Annotated in this window: 21 protein-coding genes; 6 read left to right on the top strand and 15 right to left on the bottom strand. The window is 70.9% G+C overall.

Annotated features, from left to right (window positions below):
- The first annotated feature begins 58 nt into the window (after positions 1–58).
- Positions 59–391 (top strand): DUF427 domain-containing protein, encoded by a 333-nt coding sequence (locus ACFYO9_RS01250; RefSeq protein ID WP_355811433.1) that lies wholly within the window; start codon positions 59–61, stop codon positions 389–391.
- Here the strand turns inward: ACFYO9_RS01250 and ACFYO9_RS01255 are convergent.
- Complete coding sequence (locus tag ACFYO9_RS01255; RefSeq protein ID WP_358774059.1) at positions 375–1370, bottom strand: helix-turn-helix domain-containing protein; 996 nt, start codon at positions 1368–1370, stop codon at positions 375–377. The two genes, ACFYO9_RS01250 and ACFYO9_RS01255, sit on opposite strands and share 17 nt — an antisense overlap.
- A gap of 112 nt (positions 1371–1482) precedes the next feature.
- Between ACFYO9_RS01255 and ACFYO9_RS01260 the strand changes: the two genes are divergently transcribed.
- Entirely contained in the window at positions 1483–2424 is a 942-nt protein-coding gene (locus tag ACFYO9_RS01260; RefSeq protein ID WP_358774138.1) for an NADP-dependent oxidoreductase, read from the top strand.
- A 63-nt stretch (positions 2425–2487) separates the two neighbouring features.
- Here the strand turns inward: ACFYO9_RS01260 and mnmA are convergent, their stop codons facing one another.
- Positions 2488–3618: a tRNA 2-thiouridine(34) synthase MnmA gene (gene mnmA, locus ACFYO9_RS01265; protein ID WP_358709572.1), complete on the bottom strand. Its 1131-nt coding sequence runs from the start codon at positions 3616–3618 to the stop codon at positions 2488–2490.
- Positions 3619–3685: 67 nt separating this feature from the next.
- Here mnmA and ACFYO9_RS01270 point away from each other — a divergent pair, with 67 nt between their 5' ends.
- A complete protein-coding gene (locus ACFYO9_RS01270) occupies positions 3686–4447 on the top strand; it encodes an N-acetylmuramoyl-L-alanine amidase (RefSeq protein WP_358774061.1) in 762 nt (253 codons plus the stop codon).
- A gap of 18 nt (positions 4448–4465) precedes the next feature.
- Here ACFYO9_RS01270 and ACFYO9_RS01275 read toward each other — a convergent pair whose 3' ends face one another.
- The 3 genes from ACFYO9_RS01275 to ACFYO9_RS01285 all read right to left on the bottom strand — a co-directional run bounded on the left by ACFYO9_RS01275 (position 4466) and on the right by ACFYO9_RS01285 (position 6239).
- Positions 4466–5635 (bottom strand): cysteine desulfurase family protein, encoded by a 1170-nt coding sequence (locus tag ACFYO9_RS01275; protein ID WP_358774063.1) that lies wholly within the window; start codon positions 5633–5635, stop codon positions 4466–4468.
- Between the two features lie 65 nt (positions 5636–5700).
- Complete coding sequence (locus tag ACFYO9_RS01280) at positions 5701–6027, bottom strand: hypothetical protein (RefSeq protein ID WP_388665883.1); 327 nt, start codon at positions 6025–6027, stop codon at positions 5701–5703.
- A gap of 59 nt (positions 6028–6086) precedes the next feature.
- Positions 6087–6239 (bottom strand): hypothetical protein, encoded by a 153-nt coding sequence (locus ACFYO9_RS01285; protein ID WP_355816389.1) that lies wholly within the window; start codon positions 6237–6239, stop codon positions 6087–6089.
- Positions 6240–6351: 112 nt separating this feature from the next.
- Between ACFYO9_RS01285 and ACFYO9_RS01290 the strand changes: the two genes are divergently transcribed.
- Both ACFYO9_RS01290 and ACFYO9_RS01295 read left to right on the top strand, forming a co-directional pair.
- Positions 6352–6984 carry a TetR family transcriptional regulator gene (locus ACFYO9_RS01290; RefSeq protein WP_358774065.1) on the top strand — a complete coding sequence of 211 codons (633 nt, stop codon included), beginning with the start codon at positions 6352–6354 and terminating at the stop codon, positions 6982–6984.
- A gap of 64 nt (positions 6985–7048) precedes the next feature.
- Positions 7049–7891, top strand: coding sequence for an alpha/beta fold hydrolase (locus ACFYO9_RS01295; RefSeq protein ID WP_358774067.1), 843 nt, complete (start codon positions 7049–7051; stop codon positions 7889–7891).
- A gap of 4 nt (positions 7892–7895) precedes the next feature.
- Here the strand turns inward: ACFYO9_RS01295 and ACFYO9_RS01300 are convergent, their stop codons facing one another.
- Positions 7896–8783, bottom strand: a complete 888-nt coding sequence (locus ACFYO9_RS01300) for a thioesterase family protein (RefSeq protein WP_358774069.1) — start codon at positions 8781–8783, stop codon at positions 7896–7898.
- 67 nt (positions 8784–8850) lie between these two features.
- Entirely contained in the window at positions 8851–9525 is a 675-nt protein-coding gene (locus ACFYO9_RS01305) for a trimeric intracellular cation channel family protein (protein ID WP_355816380.1), read from the bottom strand.
- Between the two features lie 184 nt (positions 9526–9709).
- Here ACFYO9_RS01305 and ACFYO9_RS01310 point away from each other — a divergent pair, with 184 nt between their 5' ends.
- Entirely contained in the window at positions 9710–9919 is a 210-nt protein-coding gene (locus ACFYO9_RS01310; protein ID WP_358709403.1) for a hypothetical protein, read from the top strand.
- Here the strand turns inward: ACFYO9_RS01310 and ACFYO9_RS01315 are convergent.
- The 8 genes from ACFYO9_RS01315 to ACFYO9_RS01350 all read right to left on the bottom strand — a co-directional run bounded on the left by ACFYO9_RS01315 (position 9885) and on the right by ACFYO9_RS01350 (position 19854).
- Entirely contained in the window at positions 9885–11282 is a 1398-nt protein-coding gene (locus tag ACFYO9_RS01315) for a M1 family metallopeptidase (RefSeq protein WP_358774071.1), read from the bottom strand. The two genes, ACFYO9_RS01310 and ACFYO9_RS01315, sit on opposite strands and share 35 nt — an antisense overlap.
- A gap of 125 nt (positions 11283–11407) precedes the next feature.
- Positions 11408–12622, bottom strand: coding sequence for a dipeptide ABC transporter ATP-binding protein (locus ACFYO9_RS01320; RefSeq protein WP_358774142.1), 1215 nt, complete (start codon positions 12620–12622; stop codon positions 11408–11410).
- Positions 12623–12645: 23 nt separating this feature from the next.
- On the bottom strand, positions 12646–13743 hold the full coding sequence (locus ACFYO9_RS01325; RefSeq protein ID WP_355816372.1) for an ABC transporter ATP-binding protein: 1098 nt from the start codon (positions 13741–13743) through the stop codon (positions 12646–12648).
- The gene (locus tag ACFYO9_RS01330; protein WP_355816369.1) at positions 13740–14741 is read right to left on the bottom strand and encodes an ABC transporter permease; all 1002 of its coding nucleotides are present in this window, start codon (positions 14739–14741) and stop codon (positions 13740–13742) included. Before ACFYO9_RS01330 ends, ACFYO9_RS01325 begins: the two co-directional genes overlap by 4 nt.
- Before the next feature lie 146 nt (positions 14742–14887).
- Complete coding sequence (locus ACFYO9_RS01335) at positions 14888–16642, bottom strand: ABC transporter substrate-binding protein (RefSeq protein ID WP_355816366.1); 1755 nt, start codon at positions 16640–16642, stop codon at positions 14888–14890.
- 101 nt (positions 16643–16743) lie between these two features.
- Complete coding sequence (locus tag ACFYO9_RS01340; protein ID WP_355816363.1) at positions 16744–17748, bottom strand: ABC transporter permease; 1005 nt, start codon at positions 17746–17748, stop codon at positions 16744–16746.
- A gap of 307 nt (positions 17749–18055) precedes the next feature.
- Positions 18056–18868 (bottom strand): enhanced serine sensitivity protein SseB C-terminal domain-containing protein, encoded by an 813-nt coding sequence (locus tag ACFYO9_RS01345; protein WP_388665886.1) that lies wholly within the window; start codon positions 18866–18868, stop codon positions 18056–18058.
- A gap of 206 nt (positions 18869–19074) precedes the next feature.
- Positions 19075–19854 carry an enhanced serine sensitivity protein SseB gene (locus tag ACFYO9_RS01350; RefSeq protein WP_358774074.1) on the bottom strand — a complete coding sequence of 260 codons (780 nt, stop codon included), beginning with the start codon at positions 19852–19854 and terminating at the stop codon, positions 19075–19077.
- Positions 19855–19871: the final 17 nt, after the last annotated feature.

Here is a 19871-nt window from a genome sequence, read left to right on the forward strand (position 1 = left end):
CCACGGTACGTTCCGGTGCTGAGACCACTCGCAGAGCACTCATCGAGGAGGGCACCTCATGGCCGCCGGACACCGGATCACCGTCGAGCAGGGCACGGACCACGTGCGCGTGGAACACGACGGGCAGGTCGTCGCCGAGAGCCGTCGTCCGCTGCTGCTGAGCGAGACGGGCTACCCGGTGCGCCACTACCTCCCGCCGGAGGACGTGCGCACGGACCTGCTGACCGCGTCGGACACCACGACGTACTGCCCGTTCAAGGGAACGGCCTCCTACTGGTCGCTGCCGGGCTCTCCCGACTCCGTGTGGGGGTACCCGGACCCGAAGTCGGCCGTGGCCGAGATCAAGGACCACTTCTGCTTCTACGAGGCGGAGGTCACGAAGCAGCCGTGAAGGTCCGTCGGTAGGCGGCCGGCGAGACGCCGAGCACGGCGCGCATGTGCTGGCGCAGGGAGTTGCCGGTGCCGAATCCCGCCCGGTGGGCGACGACGTCCACGGGCAGGTCGCTGGACTCCAGGAGCTGGCGGGCCAGCTCGATCCGCTGGGCGGCGAGCCACCGCCCCGGCGACATGCCGACCTCCTCCTGGAAGCGCCGCGTGAAGGTCCGCAGGCTCATCCGCGCGTGGGCGGCCAGTTCGCCCAGGGACAGCGGCTCCTGGAGCCTCTCCAGGGCCCACGCGCGCGTGGCGGCCGTCGTGGCGAGCGTCGGCTCGGGGACGGGCCGCTCGATGTACTGCGCCTGGCCGCCGTCGCGCCAGGGCGGTACGACGCAGACGCGCGCCACGTGGTTGGCGACGGCGGCGCCGTGGTCGCGCCGCACGAGGTGCAGGCAGAGGTCGATGCCGGCCGCGACGCCCGCCGCGGTCAGCACGTCGCCGTCGTCCACGAAGAGCACGTCCGCGTCGACCTTGATCCTGGGGAAGGAGCGCTGGAAGTCCTCGGCGACGTGCCAGTGGGTCGTCGCGGGGCGGCCGTCCAGGGCGCCGGTGGCGGCCAGCACGTACGAGGCGTTGCAGAAGGACACGATCCGGGTGCCGGGCCTGATCCTGCGCAGGGCCGCGGTCACCGCGTCCGGCAATTCCCCGCCCGCCATCCCCCGGTCGAAGGTGCGGGTGGGCGTGATCACCACGGTGTCCGCCGTCTCCAGGGCCTCGGGCCCGTGCTCGGCCGCCACCGTGAACCCGGAGTCGGTGCGCACCGGGCGCCCGTCCACGGTGCAGACGACGACGTCGTAGAGCGGCTCCGCGCGATCGTTCAGGGCGTTGCCGAAGACGCGGGAGGGGATGCCCAGCTCGAAGGCGTACGCGCCGTCCAGGGCGATGACGGCCACCCGGTGCGCGCCGCTGCGGTCGCCGAGCCCATTGAGGTTCATGGCCGAATCCTGTCACATGATGGCCAAACTGCCAGCACCGCACGGGCCCGGACCGCCGCACTCTTGGTCCCACCAGCCCGTTTGTCACCAGAGAAAGTTCAAGGCCATGAAGATGCGTGCCGTCAGCCCCCGCGCCTGGGGCGCCCCCGAGAACCTCGTCCCCGTGGAGGTGGACCGCCCCGAGCCCGGCCTCACCGAGATCCTGGTCCGGGTGCACGCGGCGGGCGTCAATCCCGTCGACTGGAAGACCCGCGCGGAGGGCACCTTCGGCACCTGGGGGGACACCCCGATCCTCGGCTACGACGTCTCGGGCGTCGTCGAGGAGGTCGGCCCCGGCGTGACCCTGTACCAGCCCGGCGACGCGGTGTTCGGCATGCCCCGCTTCCCCGAACAGACGGGCGGATACGCGGAGTTCGTGGCGGCTCCGGCCCGCCGCTTCGCGCCGAAGCCCGCGGGCCTCTCCCACGTCGAGGCCGCCGCGCTCCCCCTCGCCGCGCTCACCGCCTGGCAGGGCCTGGTCGAGACGGCCGGGCTCCGGGCCGGGCAGCGGGTGCTGATCCACGCGGCCGCCGGCGGCGTGGGCCACCTCGCCGTGCAGATCGCCAAGGCGCACGGCGCGTACGTGATCGGCACCGCGCGCGAGGAGAAGCACGCCTTCCTGCGGGGCCTCGGCGCGGACGAGGTCATCGACTACACGCGCGTGGACTTCACCGAGGCGGTACGCGACGTCGACATCGTCCTGGACGGCGTGGGCGGCGCGTACGGCGCCCGGTCCCTGGAGGTCATCCGGCCGGGCGGCCACCTGGTGACCCTGCCCGACCCCGGCGGTCTGCCGGACCAGGACCGCGCGCGTGAGCTCGGCGTGCACACGGGCTGGACCATCGTCGAGCCGGACCGCGCGGGTCTCCTGGAGATCGCCCGCCTGGTGGACGAGGGGAAGCTGCGCGTCGAGATCGACACGGTGCTCCCCCTGGAGGAGGCGGCCAAGGCCCACGCGCGGGGCGAACAGGGCCGCACCCAGGGCAAGATCGTGCTCCAGGTCGCGGACCGCTGAGGGAGGCGCGAGCCCGGCCTGATCCCGAAGGAAAGGCCTTGGGGCCGGTCCGGCGGACAGGCCCTAGACGCCCGCCGTCGCCCGCTCCGTCGTCGCGATCGTCGCCGAGCCCACCACGCGCGTGCCGTCGTACAGCACGATCGCCTGGCCGGGGGCGACGCCGCGCACGGGCTCGTCGAAGGAGACCCGCAGCTCTCCTTCGACGAGCTCGGCGGTCACCTCCGTCTCGCCGCCGTGCGCCCGCAGCTGCGCCGTGTAGGTGCCGGGCCCGGTGGGGGCGAGGCCGCACCAGCGGGGCTTGATCGCGGTCAGTCCGGTCACGTCGAGGGCGGCGGCCGGGCCGACCGTCACGGTGTTGTTCACCGGGGAGATGTCCAGGACGTAGCGCGGCTTGCCGTCCGGGGCGGGGGTGCCGATGCGCAGGCCCTTGCGCTGGCCGATGGTGTAGCCGTACGCCCCCTCGTGGGTGCCGAGGACCTCCCCGGACTCGTCCACGATGTCGCCCTCGGCCTTGCCGAGGCGGGAGGCGAGGAAGCCCTGGGTGTCGCCGTCGGCGATGAAGCAGATGTCGTGGCTGTCGGGCTTCTTGGCCACGGCGAGCCCGCGGCGCTCGGCCTCCGCGCGGATCTCCTCCTTGGTGGTGACCGTGTCGCCCAGGGGGAACATCGCGTGGGCGAGCTGGCGGTCGTCCAGGACGCCGAGGACGTAGCTCTGGTCCTTGGCCATGTCGGAGGCGCGGTGCAGCTCGCGCGAGCCGTCCTCGTGGACGATCACCTTGGCGTAGTGGCCGGTGACGACCGCGTCGAAGCCGAGGGCGAGGGCCTTGTCGAGCAGCGCGGCGAACTTGATCTTCTCGTTGCAGCGCAGGCACGGATTGGGCGTGCGGCCCGCCTCGTACTCGGCGACGAAGTCCTCCACCACGTCCTCGCGGAACCGCTCGGCGAGGTCCCACACGTAGAACGGGATGCCGATGACGTCCGCGGCGCGGCGAGCGTCGCGCGAGTCCTCGATGGTGCAGCAGCCCCGCGCGCCGGTGCGGAACGACTGCGGATTCGCCGAGAGCGCGAGGTGCACTCCCGTCACGTCGTGCCCGGCCTCGGCGGCACGGGCGGCGGCGACGGCGGAGTCGACGCCGCCGGACATGGCGGCGAGGACACGGAGGGGGCGCTGGGCACGCTGCGGGGTCTCGGTCAAAGTCATAGCCCATACAGGGTACGGGGCGACGGGAACCGGACGCCCCCGAGTAAGCGTTGACGATCACATGGGGGAAGAAACCGAGGGTGCGGGCAAGGGGCCGGGGCGGCGCGGCATCGACCGGCGCACCCTGCTCATCGGCGGCGCGGCGGCTGCGGCCGGCTCGGCGCTCCTGGCCAGGGACGAGCTGGGGCGGCTGTGGTGGCGGCTGCCCGGCGTGGTCAAGCGGCGCGCGGAGGGCGAGGTGGACGCCCCCGGCGTGCAGTGGGTCGCGGCGTCGGACTACAACTGGCGGCGCGCGGACCGCCCCGACGACTACACGATCGACCGGGTCGTCATCCACGTCGTCCAGGGCGGGTACGACACGGCGCTGCGCGTCTTCAAGGACCCGTCGCACGGCGCCGCCGCGCACTACGTGGTGCGCAAGGACGGCCACATAGCGCAGATGATCCGCGAGCTGGACGTGGCGTTCCACGCGGGCAACAAGAGCTGGAACGAACGCAGCATCGGCATCGAGCACGAGGGCTTCGTCGACAAGAAGTCCTCGTTCACCGATGCGATGTACGCGGCGTCGGCGCGGCTCACCGCCGGGATATGCAGGCGGTACGACTTCCCCGTGGACCGCAAGCACATCGTCGGCCATGTGGAGGTGCCGGGCACGGACCACACCGATCCGGGGCCGCACTGGGACTGGGACCGGTACATACGGCTGGTGCGGGAGGCGCGGGAGCGCCCGGAGCGGCCCACGAAGAGGCCGGTGCCCGGCAAGTCCCAGCTCAGCCGGCCCCGGCAAGCCCTAGCTCAGCCGGTCCCGGCAAGTCCCAGCTGAGCCGACGCCCGGCGAGGCCTAGCTCAGCCCCGCCGACCGCGCCCGCTCCACCGCAGGGCCGATCGCCGCCGCCACCGCGTCGACGTCCCGTTTGGTCGAGGTGTGGCCGAGCGAGAAGCGCAGGGTGCCGCGGGCCAGGTCGGGGTCGGTGCCGGTGGCGAGCAGGACGTGGCTGGACTGGGCGATGCCCGCCGTGCACGCGGACCCGGTGGAGCACTCGATGCCCTGCGCGTCCAGGAGCAGCAGGAGCGAGTCGCCCTCGCAGCCGGGGAAGGTGAAGTGCGCGTTGGCGGGGAGCCGGCCGCCGGGCTCCGGGTCGCCGCCGAGGATCGCCTCGGGGACCGCCGAGCGGACCGCGGCCACCAGGTCGTCGCGGAGCGCGCCGACCTCGGCGGCGAACCGCTCGCGGTGGGCCGCGGCGTGCTCGCCCGCGACGGCGAACGCGGCGATGGCGGGCACGTCCAGCGTCCCGGAGCGCACATGCCGCTCCTGGCCGCCGCCGTGCAGCACCGGTACGGGGCTGTACTCGCGGCCGAGCAGCAGTGCGCCGATGCCGTACGGCCCGCCGATCTTGTGGCCGGAAACGGTCATCGCGGCGAGCCCGGAGGCGCCGAAGTCGACGGGGATCTGGCCGTAGGCCTGCACGGCGTCGGCGTGCAGCGGGACGCCGAACTCCTGGGCGACGTCGGCGAGTTCGCGGATCGGCATGATGGTGCCGATCTCGTTGTTGGCCCACATGACGGTGGCCAGGGCGACGTCGTCGGGGTCGCGCTCGATGGCCTCGCGCAGCGCGTCGGGGTGGACGCGGCCGTGCCGGTCGACCGGCAGGTATTCGACGGTGGCGCCCTCGTGTTCGCCGAGCCAGTGCACGGCGTCGAGGACGGCGTGGTGTTCGACGGGGCTGGCGAGCACCCGGGTGCGGGCGGGGTCGGCGTCGCGCCGGGCCCAGTACAGGCCCTTCACGGCGAGGTTGTCCGCCTCGGTGCCCCCCGAGGTGAAGACGGTCTCGCTGGGGCGTGCGCCGAGCGACTCGGCGAGCGACTCGCGGGCCTCCTCGACGGTGCGTCGCGCCCGCCGCCCCGCCGCGTGCAGCGAGGAGGCGTTGCCGGTGACGGCGATCTGGGCGGTCAGCGCCGCGATCGCCTCCGGGAGCATCGGAGTGGTCGCTGCGTGGTCGAGGTAGGCCATGGTGCGCACGATTCTACGAGCCGTGCGGTGCGCCGCGCCCCGGCGGTATCAGCCCGCGACCGGTATCAGCCCGCGAGACCCCAGGACACGGTGTTGTCCATCGAGACGAGGACGGCGAGCACGACGAGGTCGGCGACGCCGAGCCCGAGTCCGAGCAGCGCGCGGCCCCGGCGGGCGGTGCCGCGCCACAGCGCGATGCTCGCGAGAACGATCGCGACGGGCCCGAGAAAGACGTTGAGGACCAGCAGCCCGAGCAGGCCGAGGACGAAGGAGGCGACGGCCATGCCGTTGGTGTCCCGGCGGCCGGTGGGGCGCTCGGGAGCGCTTTGGGTGGCGCCGCCGGCGGTGCGCTCAGCGGTGCGCTCGGTGGGGCGTTCTGCGGTGAGTTCCATGGTGCGACTCCTGACAGGTGGAGGTGTCGTACGGAGCGGATCAGCGGCGTCCGGCGGTGTCAGCGGTGCCGCGCGTGACGCTCGCGGAGGGCGAAGACCAGGAGCCACACACCGATGACGACGGCGGCGATCAGGCTGACCGGAAGCGGGGCGTGGGCCACGGAACCCATGGCGACACCCAGCAGCAGAAGGGCGGCGACAAGGAAAAGCATGGAGATCCCTCTCTCGGTTCGGTGAACGATTGTGGTTACAGTTGTTCACTGACTTAGAGAGTACTCCCTCTCCGGCTTTCAAAACTCGGAGAACAGTTGTTAACTGCATGGCATGAGTCACACTCTCGGCACCCGGCAGGCCCAGAAGCAGAAGACCCGGCAGGCCTTCCTCGAAGCGGCGCTCCGGCTGCTCGAGGAGCAGAGCCTCAGCAGCCTGGGCCTGCGCGAGGTCACCCGTGCCGTGGGCGTCGCCCCCACCGCCTTCTACCGGCACTTCCGCGACACCGCCGACCTGGGCGTGGCCCTGGTCGAGGACACCCTCGGCAGCCTGCACACCACGCTGACCGCGATGCTGGCGGCGGAGACCGGTGACAGCGAGCAACGCATCGCGGGCACAGTCGAGTTGATAGCCGGATACGTCCACGCGCACCCCGCCCACGTCCGCTTCATCGCCCGCGAACGGCACGGCGGCGTCCGGGCGGTACGGGACGCGATCGGCGCCCAACTCGCCCTGTTCGCACGGGAGGTGGCCGACCAGTTCGCGGCCGAGTCGCCCACGTCGGAGTGGACCGAGGACGACCTGCTGATGCTGGCCGGAATGTACGTCGACCACATGGTGATGACCGCGTCGGCGTTCCTGGACGCGGGCCCCGGGACGGCGGAGGAGGCACGGGTGGCCGACGTGGCCCGCAGACAGCTGCGCCTGGTGGGCCTCGGCCGCCTGCACTGGCACGACGAGGCCTGACACCGCTCCCCCGCGGGGCCGGAACCCTCGACGCCAGCCGTAAGGAGCCACTAGCCTTACGGTCATGACAACCGCCGCCCGAGAGCCCTGGAACCTCGACCGGACGTTCGCCGGCCCCACCGGCACCGTCCGCTGGGCCGCCCTCGGCCCCGCCGACGCCCCGCCGGTCGTCCTCGTCCACGGCACGCCGTTCTCGTCGTACGTGTGGCGTGCGACGGCCCGCGCACTCTCCCGCGACCACCGCGTGTACGTATGGGACCTGCCGGGATACGGCGCATCGGAAATGCGGACCGGCCAGGACGTGACGCTCGCCGCACACGCACGCGTACTCACCGAACTCCTCGCCCACTGGGGCCTGGAGCGGCCCGCCGTCGTCGCTCACGACTTCGGCGGCTGCGTCGCGCTGCGGGCACATCTGTTGCACGACGCCGCCTACGAACGCCTCGCGCTCGTCGACCCGGTGGCGCTCGCCCCCTGGGGCTCCCCCACGTACCGGCTGCTCGGCGCGCACGCCGGGGTCTTCGGGCAGCTGCCGCCGCCGCTGCACCGGGCGCTGGTGCGCGAATACGTGTCCTCGGCGAGCCACCGCGGGCTCGCCCCCGCGGTGCTCGACCGGCTGGTGGCGCCCTGGTGCACCGAGGAGGGCAGGCCCGCCTTCTACCGGCAGATCGAGCAGAACGACCAGCGGTACACCGACGAGATCCAGGGCCGGTACGGGGAGTTGAAGCTGCCGGTGCTGATCTGCTGGGGCGCCGAGGACACCTGGATCCCGGTGGCGCGCGGCCACGAGCTGGCCGCGGCGATCCCCGGCGCCGAGCTGCGTCTGATCGAGGGCGCGGGCCACCTCGTACAGGAGGACGCGCCCGCCGAGCTCGCGGGCGAACTCATCCGCTTCCTGACGAGTTGACCGGTCAGCCCAGCCGCACCCGCGCCAGCTGCCGCGACTGGGCCACCAGGTGGTCCTCGGTGTCCCAGACCTCCGCGTCCTCCTCCAGGAAGCCGCCGGCGAGGTTGCGGGTGGTGATGGCGACGCGCAGCGGGCCCGGGGCCGGGCGGCGGCGGACGTGGACCGTCAGCTCCACGGTCGGCACCCAGCCGGTGAGACCCATCTCGAAGGCGGTCGGCGGCAGCGCGTCGACGGTGAGCAGGAGCGACAGCGGGTCCGCGGGGCGGCCGTCCGCGAGGCCGAACCAGCCCCGCATCTCGCCCTTGCCGGACGGCTGTCCGAGCGCCCAGCCGAGCGTGGCCGGGTCGAGCTTGAGGAAGAGACGGTCGGCGATGGCCGAACTGCCGGGCACCGGGCGATGGTCCGGAGCGTCCTGCGCGCCGAAGCACTGGTCGAGCGGCGGGAGGGCGGGCGGCTCCGCGGTGGTGCGGACGTCGTCGGGCAGCGCGTCGAGGTCGCCGTACGAGGCGAGGACGCGGATCCGCTCCACCTCGCGGCCCTCCTCGTCGTACTGGAACAGCGAGGCCTGGCCGGTGGAGAGAGAACGGCCCGCGCGCACCACCTCGGTGCGGACCACGGCGGGGCCGGGGTGCGACGCCGTGAGGTAGTGCGCGGAGACGGTGAAGGGGTCGGCGTGCGGCAGGGCGTCCGCGAGCGCGCGGCCGAGCACGGCGAGGAGGTAGCCGCCGTTGACGGCGTTGATGATGGTCCAGCCCGCGGAGAGCTCGGTGTCGTAGACCCCCGGCTCCCGGCGGGTGAGCGCGGTGTCGCGGTCGAACTCGCTGTCGCCGATGGTCGCGTGCGCCGTTCCCGGGATGGAGGACACCGCCGCCTCCGATGCTGCCGTTGCCATGCCAGCAACGTACAACAGGAAACTACTGAGCGGTAGCTTTTTCTGCCAGCCCGCCCTTCGGCCACCGCTACGGCGTCTCCTTCGCCTCCGCCTCCACCGCCGTGGACCGGCGGTTCCAGGCGCGCGGGGCCCGCCAGTGGTAGTGCAGCGCGAGCAGCCGCAGGACGAACGCGGTCACGGCGGCGAAGCCGCTGGTGAAGGCCGTGAGGACGTCGAACTCGATGCACAGGGCGACCATCGTGGCGCCCACGATGGCGGGCACGGCGTACAGGTCCCGGTCCCAGCGGACCAGCGAGGGCACCTCGTTGGCGACGATGTCGCGCAGCACGCCGCCACCCACCGCGGTCATCAGGCCGAGGGCGGCCGACGCGGTGAGGCCGAGGCCGTAGTCGTACGCCTTGGTCGTGCCCGAGACGCAGAACAGGCCGAGCCCGGCCGCGTCGAAGACGTTCACGGCGAGCTGGGTGCGCTCCACCTCCGGGTGCAGGAAGAAGACCAGCGCGGCCGCGAACAGCGGGGTGATGAAGTAGCCGAGGTCGGTGAAGGCGGCCGGCGGCACCGCCCCGATGACCAGGTCGCGGAAGAGTCCCCCGCCCAGCGCGGTGACCTCGGCGAGCACGGCGATGCCGAAGACGTCGAAGTTCTTGCGCACGGCGAGCAGCGCGCCGGAGATCGCGAAGACGAAGATCCCCACGATGTCGAGCGAGTGCTGGACGGAGGGGGTGAACAGATCCTGGAGCACGCGCCATTCTTACCCGCGCACGGCGCGGCACCGCCGCCGCCGTCACCCGGAGTTGGGGCTTTTCGGCCCCAGTGGCCCGTATGCCGAGGGCTTGGGACGGAAAAGTCCCAACAAGGACTTCAATGAGAAAGTTGAAGGAGGTGGTTCCGGAGCGGCCGGGCCGTCGGCGGAGGGAGTGCGGGAGATGAAGTTCGTGCTGGAGGTCGACCTGGGTGAGGCGGCCTTCGAGGGGAAGGCCGCCGACGAGCTGGGGCGGATCCTGCGGTACTGGGGCGGCAACCTGAAGCACTACGCGCTGGAGCCCGGCGCCGGTGAGGCCGTGTACGACTCCGGGTACCGCGAGGTCGGCGGCTGGCGGGTCACCGCGCGGGAAGCGCCGGCTTCCCCTTCGTGAACAGCCAGGTGCGGAAGAGCCCGTCGAGCTGTTCGCCGGAGATCTTCTCGGCGAGGCGGACGAAGTCGGCGGTGCTCGCGTCGCCGTACCGGTGCTCCTTCACCCAGGCGCGCAGGAGCCTGAAGAAGTCCTTGTCGCCGATGCGCTCCCTGAGGACCTGCAGGGTCATCGCGCCGCGTTGGTAGACGGCCGAGGCGAACATCGTGTCGCGCTGCGGGTCGCCGACGACGGTCTGCCAGAACGCGGAGTCGGCGAGGCGGGAGTCGTAGGCGGCCCGGAAGGCGTCGTGCGCCGAGCCGCGCCCCTTGTGCTCGCCCCACAGCCAGGGCCCGTACGTCGCGAAGCCCTCGTTGAGCCAGATGTCCTTCCACTGGTGGGGCGAGACGGCGTCGCCGAACCACTGGTGGGTCAGCTCGTGCACGATCGTGCCCTCCGAGCGCACCGCCGAGTAGATCGGCTTGGTCTGGGTCTCCAGGGAGAAGCCGGCCTGCGGCATGTCGTCGACGATCGCGCCGGTCTCCTCGAAGGGGTACGGGCCGAACACCTCGGACCAGTGGTCGGTGACCTCGGCCGTGATGCCGTACACGTCGACGTCGCCGGCGGGCAGCGTCGGGTCGACGGCCACGTAGATCGGCGTGCCGGCCGGGGTCTTCCCGGTGCGCACGTCGAACTTCCCGATGGTGGCGGTCGCGAGATAGGTCGCCATCGGCTTGGTCGAGCGCCAGTGTGCGACGCGCTGCCCGCCCTTGCCGTACGTGCCCACCAGGCGGCCGTTGGAGACCGAGGTGAGGCCCTTGGGCGCCGTGATGCGGATGTCGAAGGCGGCCTTGTCGGAGGGGTGGTCGCTGGACGGGAACCAGGTGGACGCGGCGTTGGGCTCGCAGGCGACGAAGACGCCGTCGGCCGTCTTCATCCAGCCGTAGTCGGAGCCGAAGACTATGGGGCCGGTGAGCGGTTCGGGCACGCCGCCGTAGGTGACCGTCACCGTGAAGGTCCTGTTCTTGCGCAGGGCCTCGCGCGGCGTGATGCGGATCTCGTCGTCGGCGCGGGTGAACTGCGCGCGTCTGCCGTTCACTTCGATCCGGGTGACCGTCAGCTTCTGCAGGTCCAGGTCGAAGGAGGACAGGTTCCGGGTGGCGCGCGCGGTGATCGTGGTGCGGCCGTCGAGGCGGTCGGTGCCGGGGTCGTACGCGACGTCGAGACCGTAATGGCGTACGTCGAAGCCGCCGTTGCCGAGCTGCGGGAAGTACGGGTCGCCGATGCCGTCGGCGCCGGGGTGGGGCGCGGGGGCGGCGGCGATCAGACAGAACGAGAGCGCCGCGGTGGCGAGCGCGCCCAGACGTGCCGAACGGGAGAGTGCCATGAGTCTTCCCTTCGAACGCGTTCCGATGGGGTCCGTGTCCGTGGCGACGGACACGCAGACTCTGCACTCTCCCGCTGGGGCATGTACATGACCTGGGGCGCGTACTTCGCCCGGGTCAACTTGCCTTACGACTCAGTCGACTTCTGGCCCTCGTCCTTCGCGGGCTCGGCCTTCTTTACGGGCTCCGCCTTCTTGACGGGCTCCGCCTTCTTGACGGGCTCCGCCTTCGCGGGCTCCGGCTTCGCCTCCGTCGCCTTCGGGGCCACCGTCACCACGTCGATCGCCTCCTTGGCCACCGAGAGCAGCTCGGTGTCCTCGGGCGCCTGGTCCGCGGCGTTCTCCGGGTGGTGGCAGGCCACCTGGTGCCCGCCGGCGAGCGCGACCAGCGGCGGCTCCTTGGTCTTGCAGATCTGCGTCGCCTTCCAGCACCGCGTGTGGAAGCGGCAACCGGTGGGCGGGTCGATCGGCGAGGGGACGTCGCCGCGGAGCAGGATGCGCTCGCTCTTGACGCCGCGCCGCCTGGGATCCGGCACCGGCACCGCGGAGAGCAGTGCCTTGGTGTACGGGTGCATCGGCGTGGAGTAGAGGTCCTTGCGGTCCGCCAGCTCCACGATCTTGCCCAGGTACATCACCGCGATGCGGTCCGAGACGTGCCGGATGACCGACAGGTCGTGCGCGATGATCACGTACGTGAGGCCGAGCTCGTCCTGCAGGTCGTCCAGGAGGTTGACCACCTGGGCCTGGATGGACACGTCGAGCGCGGAGACCGGCTCGTCCGCCACGACCAGCTTGGGCCGCAGGGCGAGCGCCCGCGCGATGCCGATGCGCTGGCGCTGGCCGCCGGAGAACTCGTGCGGATAGCGGTTGTAGTGCTCGGGGTTGAGCCCGACGCGCTCCAGCATCTCCTGCACGGTCTTCTTCACGCCGCCCTCGGGCTTGACGCCCTGGAGCTGGAAGGGCGCGCCGACGATGGTGCCGATGGTGTGCCGGGGATTCAGCGACGAGTACGGGTCCTGGAAGATCATCTGCACGTCGCGGCGCAGCGGACGCATCCGCCCCGTGTTCAGGTGCGTGATGTCCGTGCCCTCGAACTCGACGCGCCCGCCGGTCGGTTCGAGCAGCCGGGTGATCAGCCGGCCCATCGTCGACTTGCCGCAGCCGGACTCGCCGACCACGCCGAGCGTCTCACCGGGGCGTACGTCGAAGGAGAGCCCGTCGACCGCCTGCACGGCCGCCACCTGGCGCTGGAGCAGCCCCTTCTTGATGGGGAAGTGCTTCACCAGGCCGTCGACCTTGAGCAGCGGCTCGGGCGAGCTCTTCGTCTGCGCCGGGATCGTCATCTCCTGGCCCTTCACGTCATCGTTCACAGCTTCGGCGCAATCTCTTCGGTCCAGATCCGGGTGCGCTCGTCCTGCGACATGTGGCAGGCCGAGTAGTGCCCCTCGGCCACGAGCCGCAGCTCCGGACGCTCGCTCCGGGTGATCTGGTCCTTGGGGATGTCCGCGTAGGGGCAGCGCGGGTTGAAGGCGCAGCCGCTCGGCAGGTTGATCAGGCTGGGCGGGGAGCCCTTGACCGGGATGAGCCGCTCGGTCTCCTCGCGGTCGATGCGCGGCATCGAGCCCAACAGGCCCCAGGTGTAGGGGTGCTGGGGCTCGTAGAAGACCCGCTCTGCGCTGCCGCGCTCGACGCACCGGCCGCCGTACATGACCAGGAGCTCGTCGGCCATCTCGGCGACGACGCCCAGGTCGTGCGTGATCATGATGACGGCGGAGCCGAACTCCTTCTGCAGATCCCGGATGAGGTCGAGGATCTGCGCCTGGACGGTCACGTCAAGGGCGGTGGTCGGCTCGTCCGCGATGAGCAGTTCGGGGTTGTTCACGAGCGCCATGGCGATCATCGCGCGCTGGCGCATGCCGCCGGAGAACTCGTGCGGGTAGGAGTCCACCCGCTTGTCCGGCTGCGGGATGCCCACGCGGTCGAGCATCTCGATGGCGCGCCTGCGGGCGGTCTTCTTGTCGACGTCGTTGTGGACCCGGTACGCCTCGGTGATCTGCTTGCCGATGGAGTAGTACGGGTGCAGCGCGGAGAGCGGATCCTGGAAGATCATCGCCATCTCGCGGCCGCGCAGCCTGCGCACCTCGTCCGCCGGGGCGCCGAGCAGCTCCTTGCCGTCCAGCCAGATCTCGCCGGAGATCCGCGCCTTGCGGGCGCCGTACTGCCCGGCGGTGTGCAGCCCGAGGATGCCCAGCGAGGTCACCGACTTGCCGGAGCCGGACTCGCCCACGATGCCGAGGGTCTTGCCCTTCTCCAGCTGGAAGCTGAGCCCGTCGACGGACTTGACCACGCCGTCGTCGGTCGGGAAGTGCACCTTGAGGTCGCGCACCTCGAGGAAGGCGGAGGGAGCGGCCGCGGCGGCGACGGGCTCGCCCACCGCGGCTCCGCTCTTGGACAGTTCGGTCATCCCAGCCTCACTCGCGGGTCGATGACGGCGTACATAAGGTCGACGACGAGGTTGGCCACGGCGATCGCGAGCGCCGCGCACAGGGTCACGCCGAGAATCACGGGCAGGTCCTTGCTGCTGATGGCCCTGACCGCTTCGAGGCCGAGCCCCGGCAGGTTGAACGTGGACTCGGTGAGCACGGCGCCGCCCATCAGGACGCCGAGGTCGAGTCCGAAGACGGTGAGGATCGGCGTCATCGCGGAGCGCAGCGCGTGTCTGCGGATGACGGTGGCCTCACCGAGCCCCTTGGCGCGCGCGGTGCGGATGTAGTCCTCGCCGAGCACTTCGAGCATGGTGGCGCGGGTGAGGCGGGCGTACATCGCGGCGTTGAGGAAGGCGAGCACGATCCACGGCAGGATCAGTGTCTGGAGCCAGACCCCTGCCGAGTCCTCGGTACTGAGGCTGTCCGCGATCTTCACCCAGCCGAGGTTGTGGACGAAGATGCCCATCGCGATCATGCCGGTGAAGAAGACAGGGAGCGAGACGCCGCCGAGGGCGACGGTCATCGCGGAGCGGTCCCAGATGGAACCCCGCTTGAGGGCGGAGACCACACCGGTGGCGACACCCGCGGCGAGCCACAGGACGCAGGCGCCCGCGGCGAGCGCACCGGTGACGGGCAGCGCGTCCTTGAGGGTCTCCCAGACGGGCGCCTCGGTGCGGAAGGAGTAGCCGAAGCAGGGCGCCGGGCAGTGCGTGACGTCACTGCCGTTGACGTAGTCGCGGCCCATCGGGATGCCCTTGATGAACTCCCAGAACTGGACGAGCAGCGGGTCGTCGAGTCCCAGTTTGGTCCGGATGCCTTCGATCTGCTCGGCTCCGGTGGCCTTGCCGGCGAAGAGGACGGCGATGTCCTGTCCCGCCCACTTGGGCAGCATGAAGAAGACGGTGAAGGTCGCGAGCAGTACGACCAGCACCATGATGATTACGGCGATCAGGCGCCGGATGAGATAAGCAAGCACTGTGCGCGGCCCGGCGGTGGCCGAAGCCCCCTTGTGAGGAGCTCCGGCCACCGCCCGGGGCCATCACCTGCCCTTCGGACTGGCGGGATTCGGCGGCGGTAGGACGATCAACTGCGGTTGCCCGGACGGGTGTTGCTCGACGGGTGTTACTTCTTGACGCCGAGCGAGGCGTAGTCGTAACGGCCGTTGTAGCCGTCGGACATGTAGGCGTTGGTCAGCCGCGACCCGCGCCAGGTGATGTTCTTCTCGTAGAGGAAGGGCATCCAGTCGGCCTGGTCGAGGATCTTCTTGTCGAGCTTCTTGTAGACCTCGCCGGCCTCGGCCGGGTCGGTCTTCGAGATGGCCTCGTCGAAGAGGGCGTCGACCTTCTTGTCCTTGATCTGCGACTCGTTGTAGTTGCCGGTCGGGTTCAGGAAGCGGCTGTCGAACAGCGGCTGCGCGTAGCCCTGGCCGGACGGGAAGTCCGGGCCCCAGCCGCTCATCGTCATGCCGTAGCCGCGCTTCTTCACGACGGACGGCGAGCCGGTGATGCTGGAGGTGTCGGCGCCGTCGAGGGAGTCGACCTGGACGTTGATGCCGACCTTCTTCAGGGACTCCTGAAGCGCCTCGGCCGCGTCGACCTCACCCGGGTTGTTGCTGCGGGCGGTGAGCTTGGTGGTGAAGCCGCCGGGCTTGTCGCACTGCTTCAGCTCGTCCTTGGCCTTGGCGACGTCCGGCTTGCCCTTGCGCGCGAGGACGCCGTACGGGTCGTACTTGCTGTAGCCCGGGATCGCCACGGGGAAGGTGCTGTTGGCGATGTCGCCGGCCGCGACCTTGCCGCCGCGGGTCTGCTGCAGGCTCGCGAAGTCGGTCGCGTAGAACACGGCCTTGCGGCAGTGCACGTTGTCGAACGGCTTGGCGTTGTGGATCAGAGCGACGTAGCGCACGAAGGACGTGTGCATGTTGTCGACGTTGCCGCGGTGGTCGGTGACGGCGCTGACGCGGCCGGACTGAGTCATGCCCGTGCCGTTGAGGTCGACGTCGAAGTCACCCTCCATCAGCTTCTTGTCGTTCTCCTCCTGGTTGGCGGAGATCGTCACGTCGATGACGTCGGGCAGGGCCGCGCGGATCGGGTCCGAGGACTTCTTCCACTTGTCGTTGCGGACCAGCACGATCTTCTTGTTGGACTTGTACTCCTTGAACTTGTACGGGCCCGCGGAGAACGGTCGCTGGGTGTACTTGGCCTTGGTGTCCTTGGCCTCCTTCACCGGCGAGCCGGTGGGCATGGCCAGGAACTGCTCGAAGTCGCCGTTGCGCTTGGGCAGCTTGAAGATGATCGTCTGGTCGTCGGGGGTCTCGATCGCGTCGAGGCCGCCCTTGTCCTTGTAGGGGCCCTTGTACTTGCCCTTGGGGTCGAGCGTCTGGCGGATGTAGCCCGGACCACCGGTGATGGTGTCCGTCGCCCAGGTGCGCTCGATGCCGTACTTGATGTCCTTGGAGGTCAGCTTGGAGCCGTCCTCCCACGTCAGGCCGTCACGCAGCTTGTACGTGTAGGTCTTGCCGTCGTCGGAGATCTTCGCGGTGGAGGTGGCGAGGTCCGGGACCAGCTTCGTGCCCGCCTTGCCCGGCTTGGTGTCGTAGGTCACCAGCTGCCGGGTGTAGAAGCGCATGAAGTCCCACGTCATGCCGTAGTAGGCACGCTGGGGGTCGGCGGAGTCGAGGTCCTGCTTGCCGACCATCTTCAGCGTGCCCCCCTTCTTCTTGGAAGGGTTGGCGATCTTGTTCAGCGCCGCGTTGTAGCCGGCACCCTTCGAGTCGCTGTCGCCACCGTCACCGCCGCCGCACGCCGTGGTGGTCACCAGCGCCGCGACGACGAGGGCCGCACCGCTGGTGAGCCGTCGTTTCGTGGAACCTGTGGGCATTTTCTCGTAACCTCCGAGATCGCGGTCCCTGGCCTAGTGCTGCCGGAGAACCATGGTTAAAGCCACCTGACATGCGGCAGGGGCAAGCCAATTGGGACCTTCTAGCGCGTCCCCTTCGGGTCGAGCGCGTCGCGCAGCCCGTCGCCGAAGAGGTTGAAGGCCAGCACGGTGATGAAGATCGTGACGCCCGGGAAGACCATGAACATCGGGTCGTGCTCGTACGTCTTGAGCGCGTCGCGCAGCATGCCGCCCCAGGAGGCCGTCGGCGGCTTGACGCCGGCGCCGAGGAAGCTGAGGGCCGCCTCCGTGAGGATGTTGGTCGGGATCATCAGCGTCGCGTAGACGGTGATGGGCGCGACCAGGTTGGGCAGCAGTTCGCGGAAGAGGATGTGGCGCTTGCCGCCGCCGAGGCTGCGGGCCGCCTCCACGTACTCGCGCTCACGGAGCGAGAGCGTCTGGCCGCGGACGATGCGGCCGACGTACGGCCAGCCGAAGAAGCCGATGACCATGACGAGGATCGCGACGCGCACGCTGGTGCCCTCCAGGCCCAGCAGGTCGTCGGGGAGCACGGAGACCAGCGAGATGATGAAGAGCAGCTGCGGGAACGAGAGCAGGACGTCCATCACACGGCTGATCAGCGCGTCGACCCAGCCGCCGAAGTAACCGGCGATGATCCCGAAGAGGGTGCCGAGGGCCACCGCGACGATGGCCGCGAGGAACGCCACCAGGAGCGAGATCCGCGCTCCGAAGACGATGCGGCTGAAGACGTCGCGGCCCTTGTTGGGCTCGACGCCGAAGAGGAAGTCGCCGCTCACCCCGCCGAGCGAGCCGGTGGGCAGACCGGTCAGCTCGTCCAGCTTGTCCTGGTGGAAGTCGTTGGGCGGGTGGCCGAGCAGGCTCACGATCAGAGGCGCGAAGACGGCGACGAGCACCAGGACCAGCACCGTGATGCCGCCGGCCAGGGCGACCTTGTCCCGCTTCAGGCGGTTCCAGGCGATCTGCTTGAGGGACCGCCCCTCGACCTTCTTCACCCCTGCATCAACTGCGGGGGCGACGTCCTCGGTCGGATCCGCGTCCGCAGGTGTGTCATGCAATGGTGCCGTCATCGTGGCAGGGACCCCTCTCAACCGGTGGTGACCGGCCCGCACTTGCCGCTGTAGCGACGTGATCAGTCGTCGTACACATGGGGCGAAGGCCCCTTGGAGCGGGAGTCTTCATCCACGTCGCGATCTGTTACCAGACTTGACGGGGAAAGGATGCGCAAACGTGATGCTGATCGAGGTGTTCCGTTATCCGGACGTCAGTGAACGAGGGGCGAACACGGGGCAGTTGGGGCGCAAGCCGTCACTCCTGCCCATACGGCCTCACCAGCACCACAACGGACATCGCGGCGGTCGGCGCTGCTCAGCGGCGCTAGTACTGCGCCGGGTAGCCGTAACCGCCGGCCGGCGCCGGGGCGGGCTGTGCCTCGCGGTCGTAGAAGGGGCGGGCGTTGGCGCGGAGCCACATCGTGACCGGGTCGTCCTCGTCGGACATCGCGACCGTCGAGACCGGCAGGCCCTCGGGGACGGCGGGAATGGACTGCTGCATCATCGTCCGCACGGCGTCCACCGACGGCGGCGAGGTGTCGTACACGTCGAGGCCGATGGCCAGATACGGCGCCCCGAGCGCGGGCTGCACCCAGGCGCGGCGCAGCGAGCGGACCACCGGGGTGCGGTGCGCGTTCTGCGTCAGGAGCGCGTAGAACTGCGGGATCTGGATGCTCGGTTCGGTCAGCCGGAGGGGCCCCGCGGGCAGCAGGTCGAGGCCGGTGGCGATACGGCGCAGATCCAGCCACGGGATGCCGACGCCGCCGCCCGGCGCGTGCGGATTGAGCCAGAGGCCGTAGTGGTCGGGGTAGAGGGTGCGGGCGACGTCGGTGCCGCGCACCACCTCGTAACTGCGGTTCCAGCCACTGGCGGAGAGCTCCTGGGCGGAGGTCACACAGGGGGCGTAGCCGAGGCCTTCGACCTCCATGTTGCCGTACTGGGCGTCGGGGGAGCCGGCCTGGCCGTGCCAGAGCAGCATCCACACCTGGTCGGCGGCGAGGGCGCGAAGGAGCGCCTCGTAGGCGTCGTAGCGCCCCGGGGTCACCTGGCGCAGCAGCTGCTCGACCTTCCCCGGAGCCCGCGACTCCGCTCGAGCAGGGGAGGCCCCATCGTCCGCGGCCGTGCCCGACGCACTCACCCGTAACCGCCCCTTCGCTTCGCACCCGACTGCCCGACAACCGAACCGTGCACCCCGCCGTCCGGGCACGGAGGTGCCCCGACCGGGTCATGGAACCAGCTTAAGCGGCGATCCCGGCGCGGACTTGACGTACGACACCTCGGGTCCCTTCGTACGGCGCCCGTGGCCCCGGCCCGCGGCTTTCGGCCCCGGCGCGCCGCCCGGCCTCAGCCGACGCGCTGATAGAAGGGCCGCACCCGGGCCCGCAGCCAGTCCCCCACCGGGTCCTGCGCCACGTCGAGCAGCACGAGGTTCACCGCCCACGGGAGCGGGGCCTGCCCGAGGGCGCGGCCGAGCGCCTCCATGGGCAGGTCGCGTGCGGTGCCCTCCCAGGTGGCGAGTTCGACGCCGACGAAGAGCGTCGGGTCGTCGGTCTCGACGTTCGCCAGGCAGCGGCGGGCGGTGAGCACGACGCCGCTGGCCTCGAACTCGCGGCCGGCGGCGGCCAGGAAGTCCACCGGCTCCTCCTGCCAGTCCGGTTCGTAGAGCCGCACGCGGCCGCCGGTGGAGGGGCCGTCCAGTGCGGAGCGGCCGGCCCTGCAGAGCTCGGCGACGGCGGCGGGCGGCAGCGGGGCGCCGACGGTGCCGTCCGGGTTCAGCGCGATGCCCAGCTGCGGGGGCAGGCCGCGGGCGAACTCCACGGCGGCCGCCACCGTGCACCCCATGCGGTCGGCGGCGGCGCCGAGCGCCTGGCGGAACTGCTGCTCGGAGGTGAAGACGGGGACGTACGCCTGGCCCCCGATCTCCAGCGTCGGCAGGTCGAGGGTGCCGCTTTCGGGACCGCCGCCGTTCGGCAGCGGGATCCATATCTGGCTGCGGCCGAGGACCTCCACGATCCGGCCGCCCGCCGATTCGGCGGCGCCGAGGGAGGCCGCGAGGACCTCCTCCAGCTCGTTGCCCGGCCATCCCGCGTACGGATGGGCGTGTGCCTGCGCCGGAAAGTCCATCTGTCCAACCCCTGCTC

The organism is Streptomyces sp. NPDC005863 (assembly GCF_042871345.1).
In the GTDB taxonomy this organism is placed as follows: Bacteria; Actinomycetota; Actinomycetes; order Streptomycetales; family Streptomycetaceae; genus Streptomyces.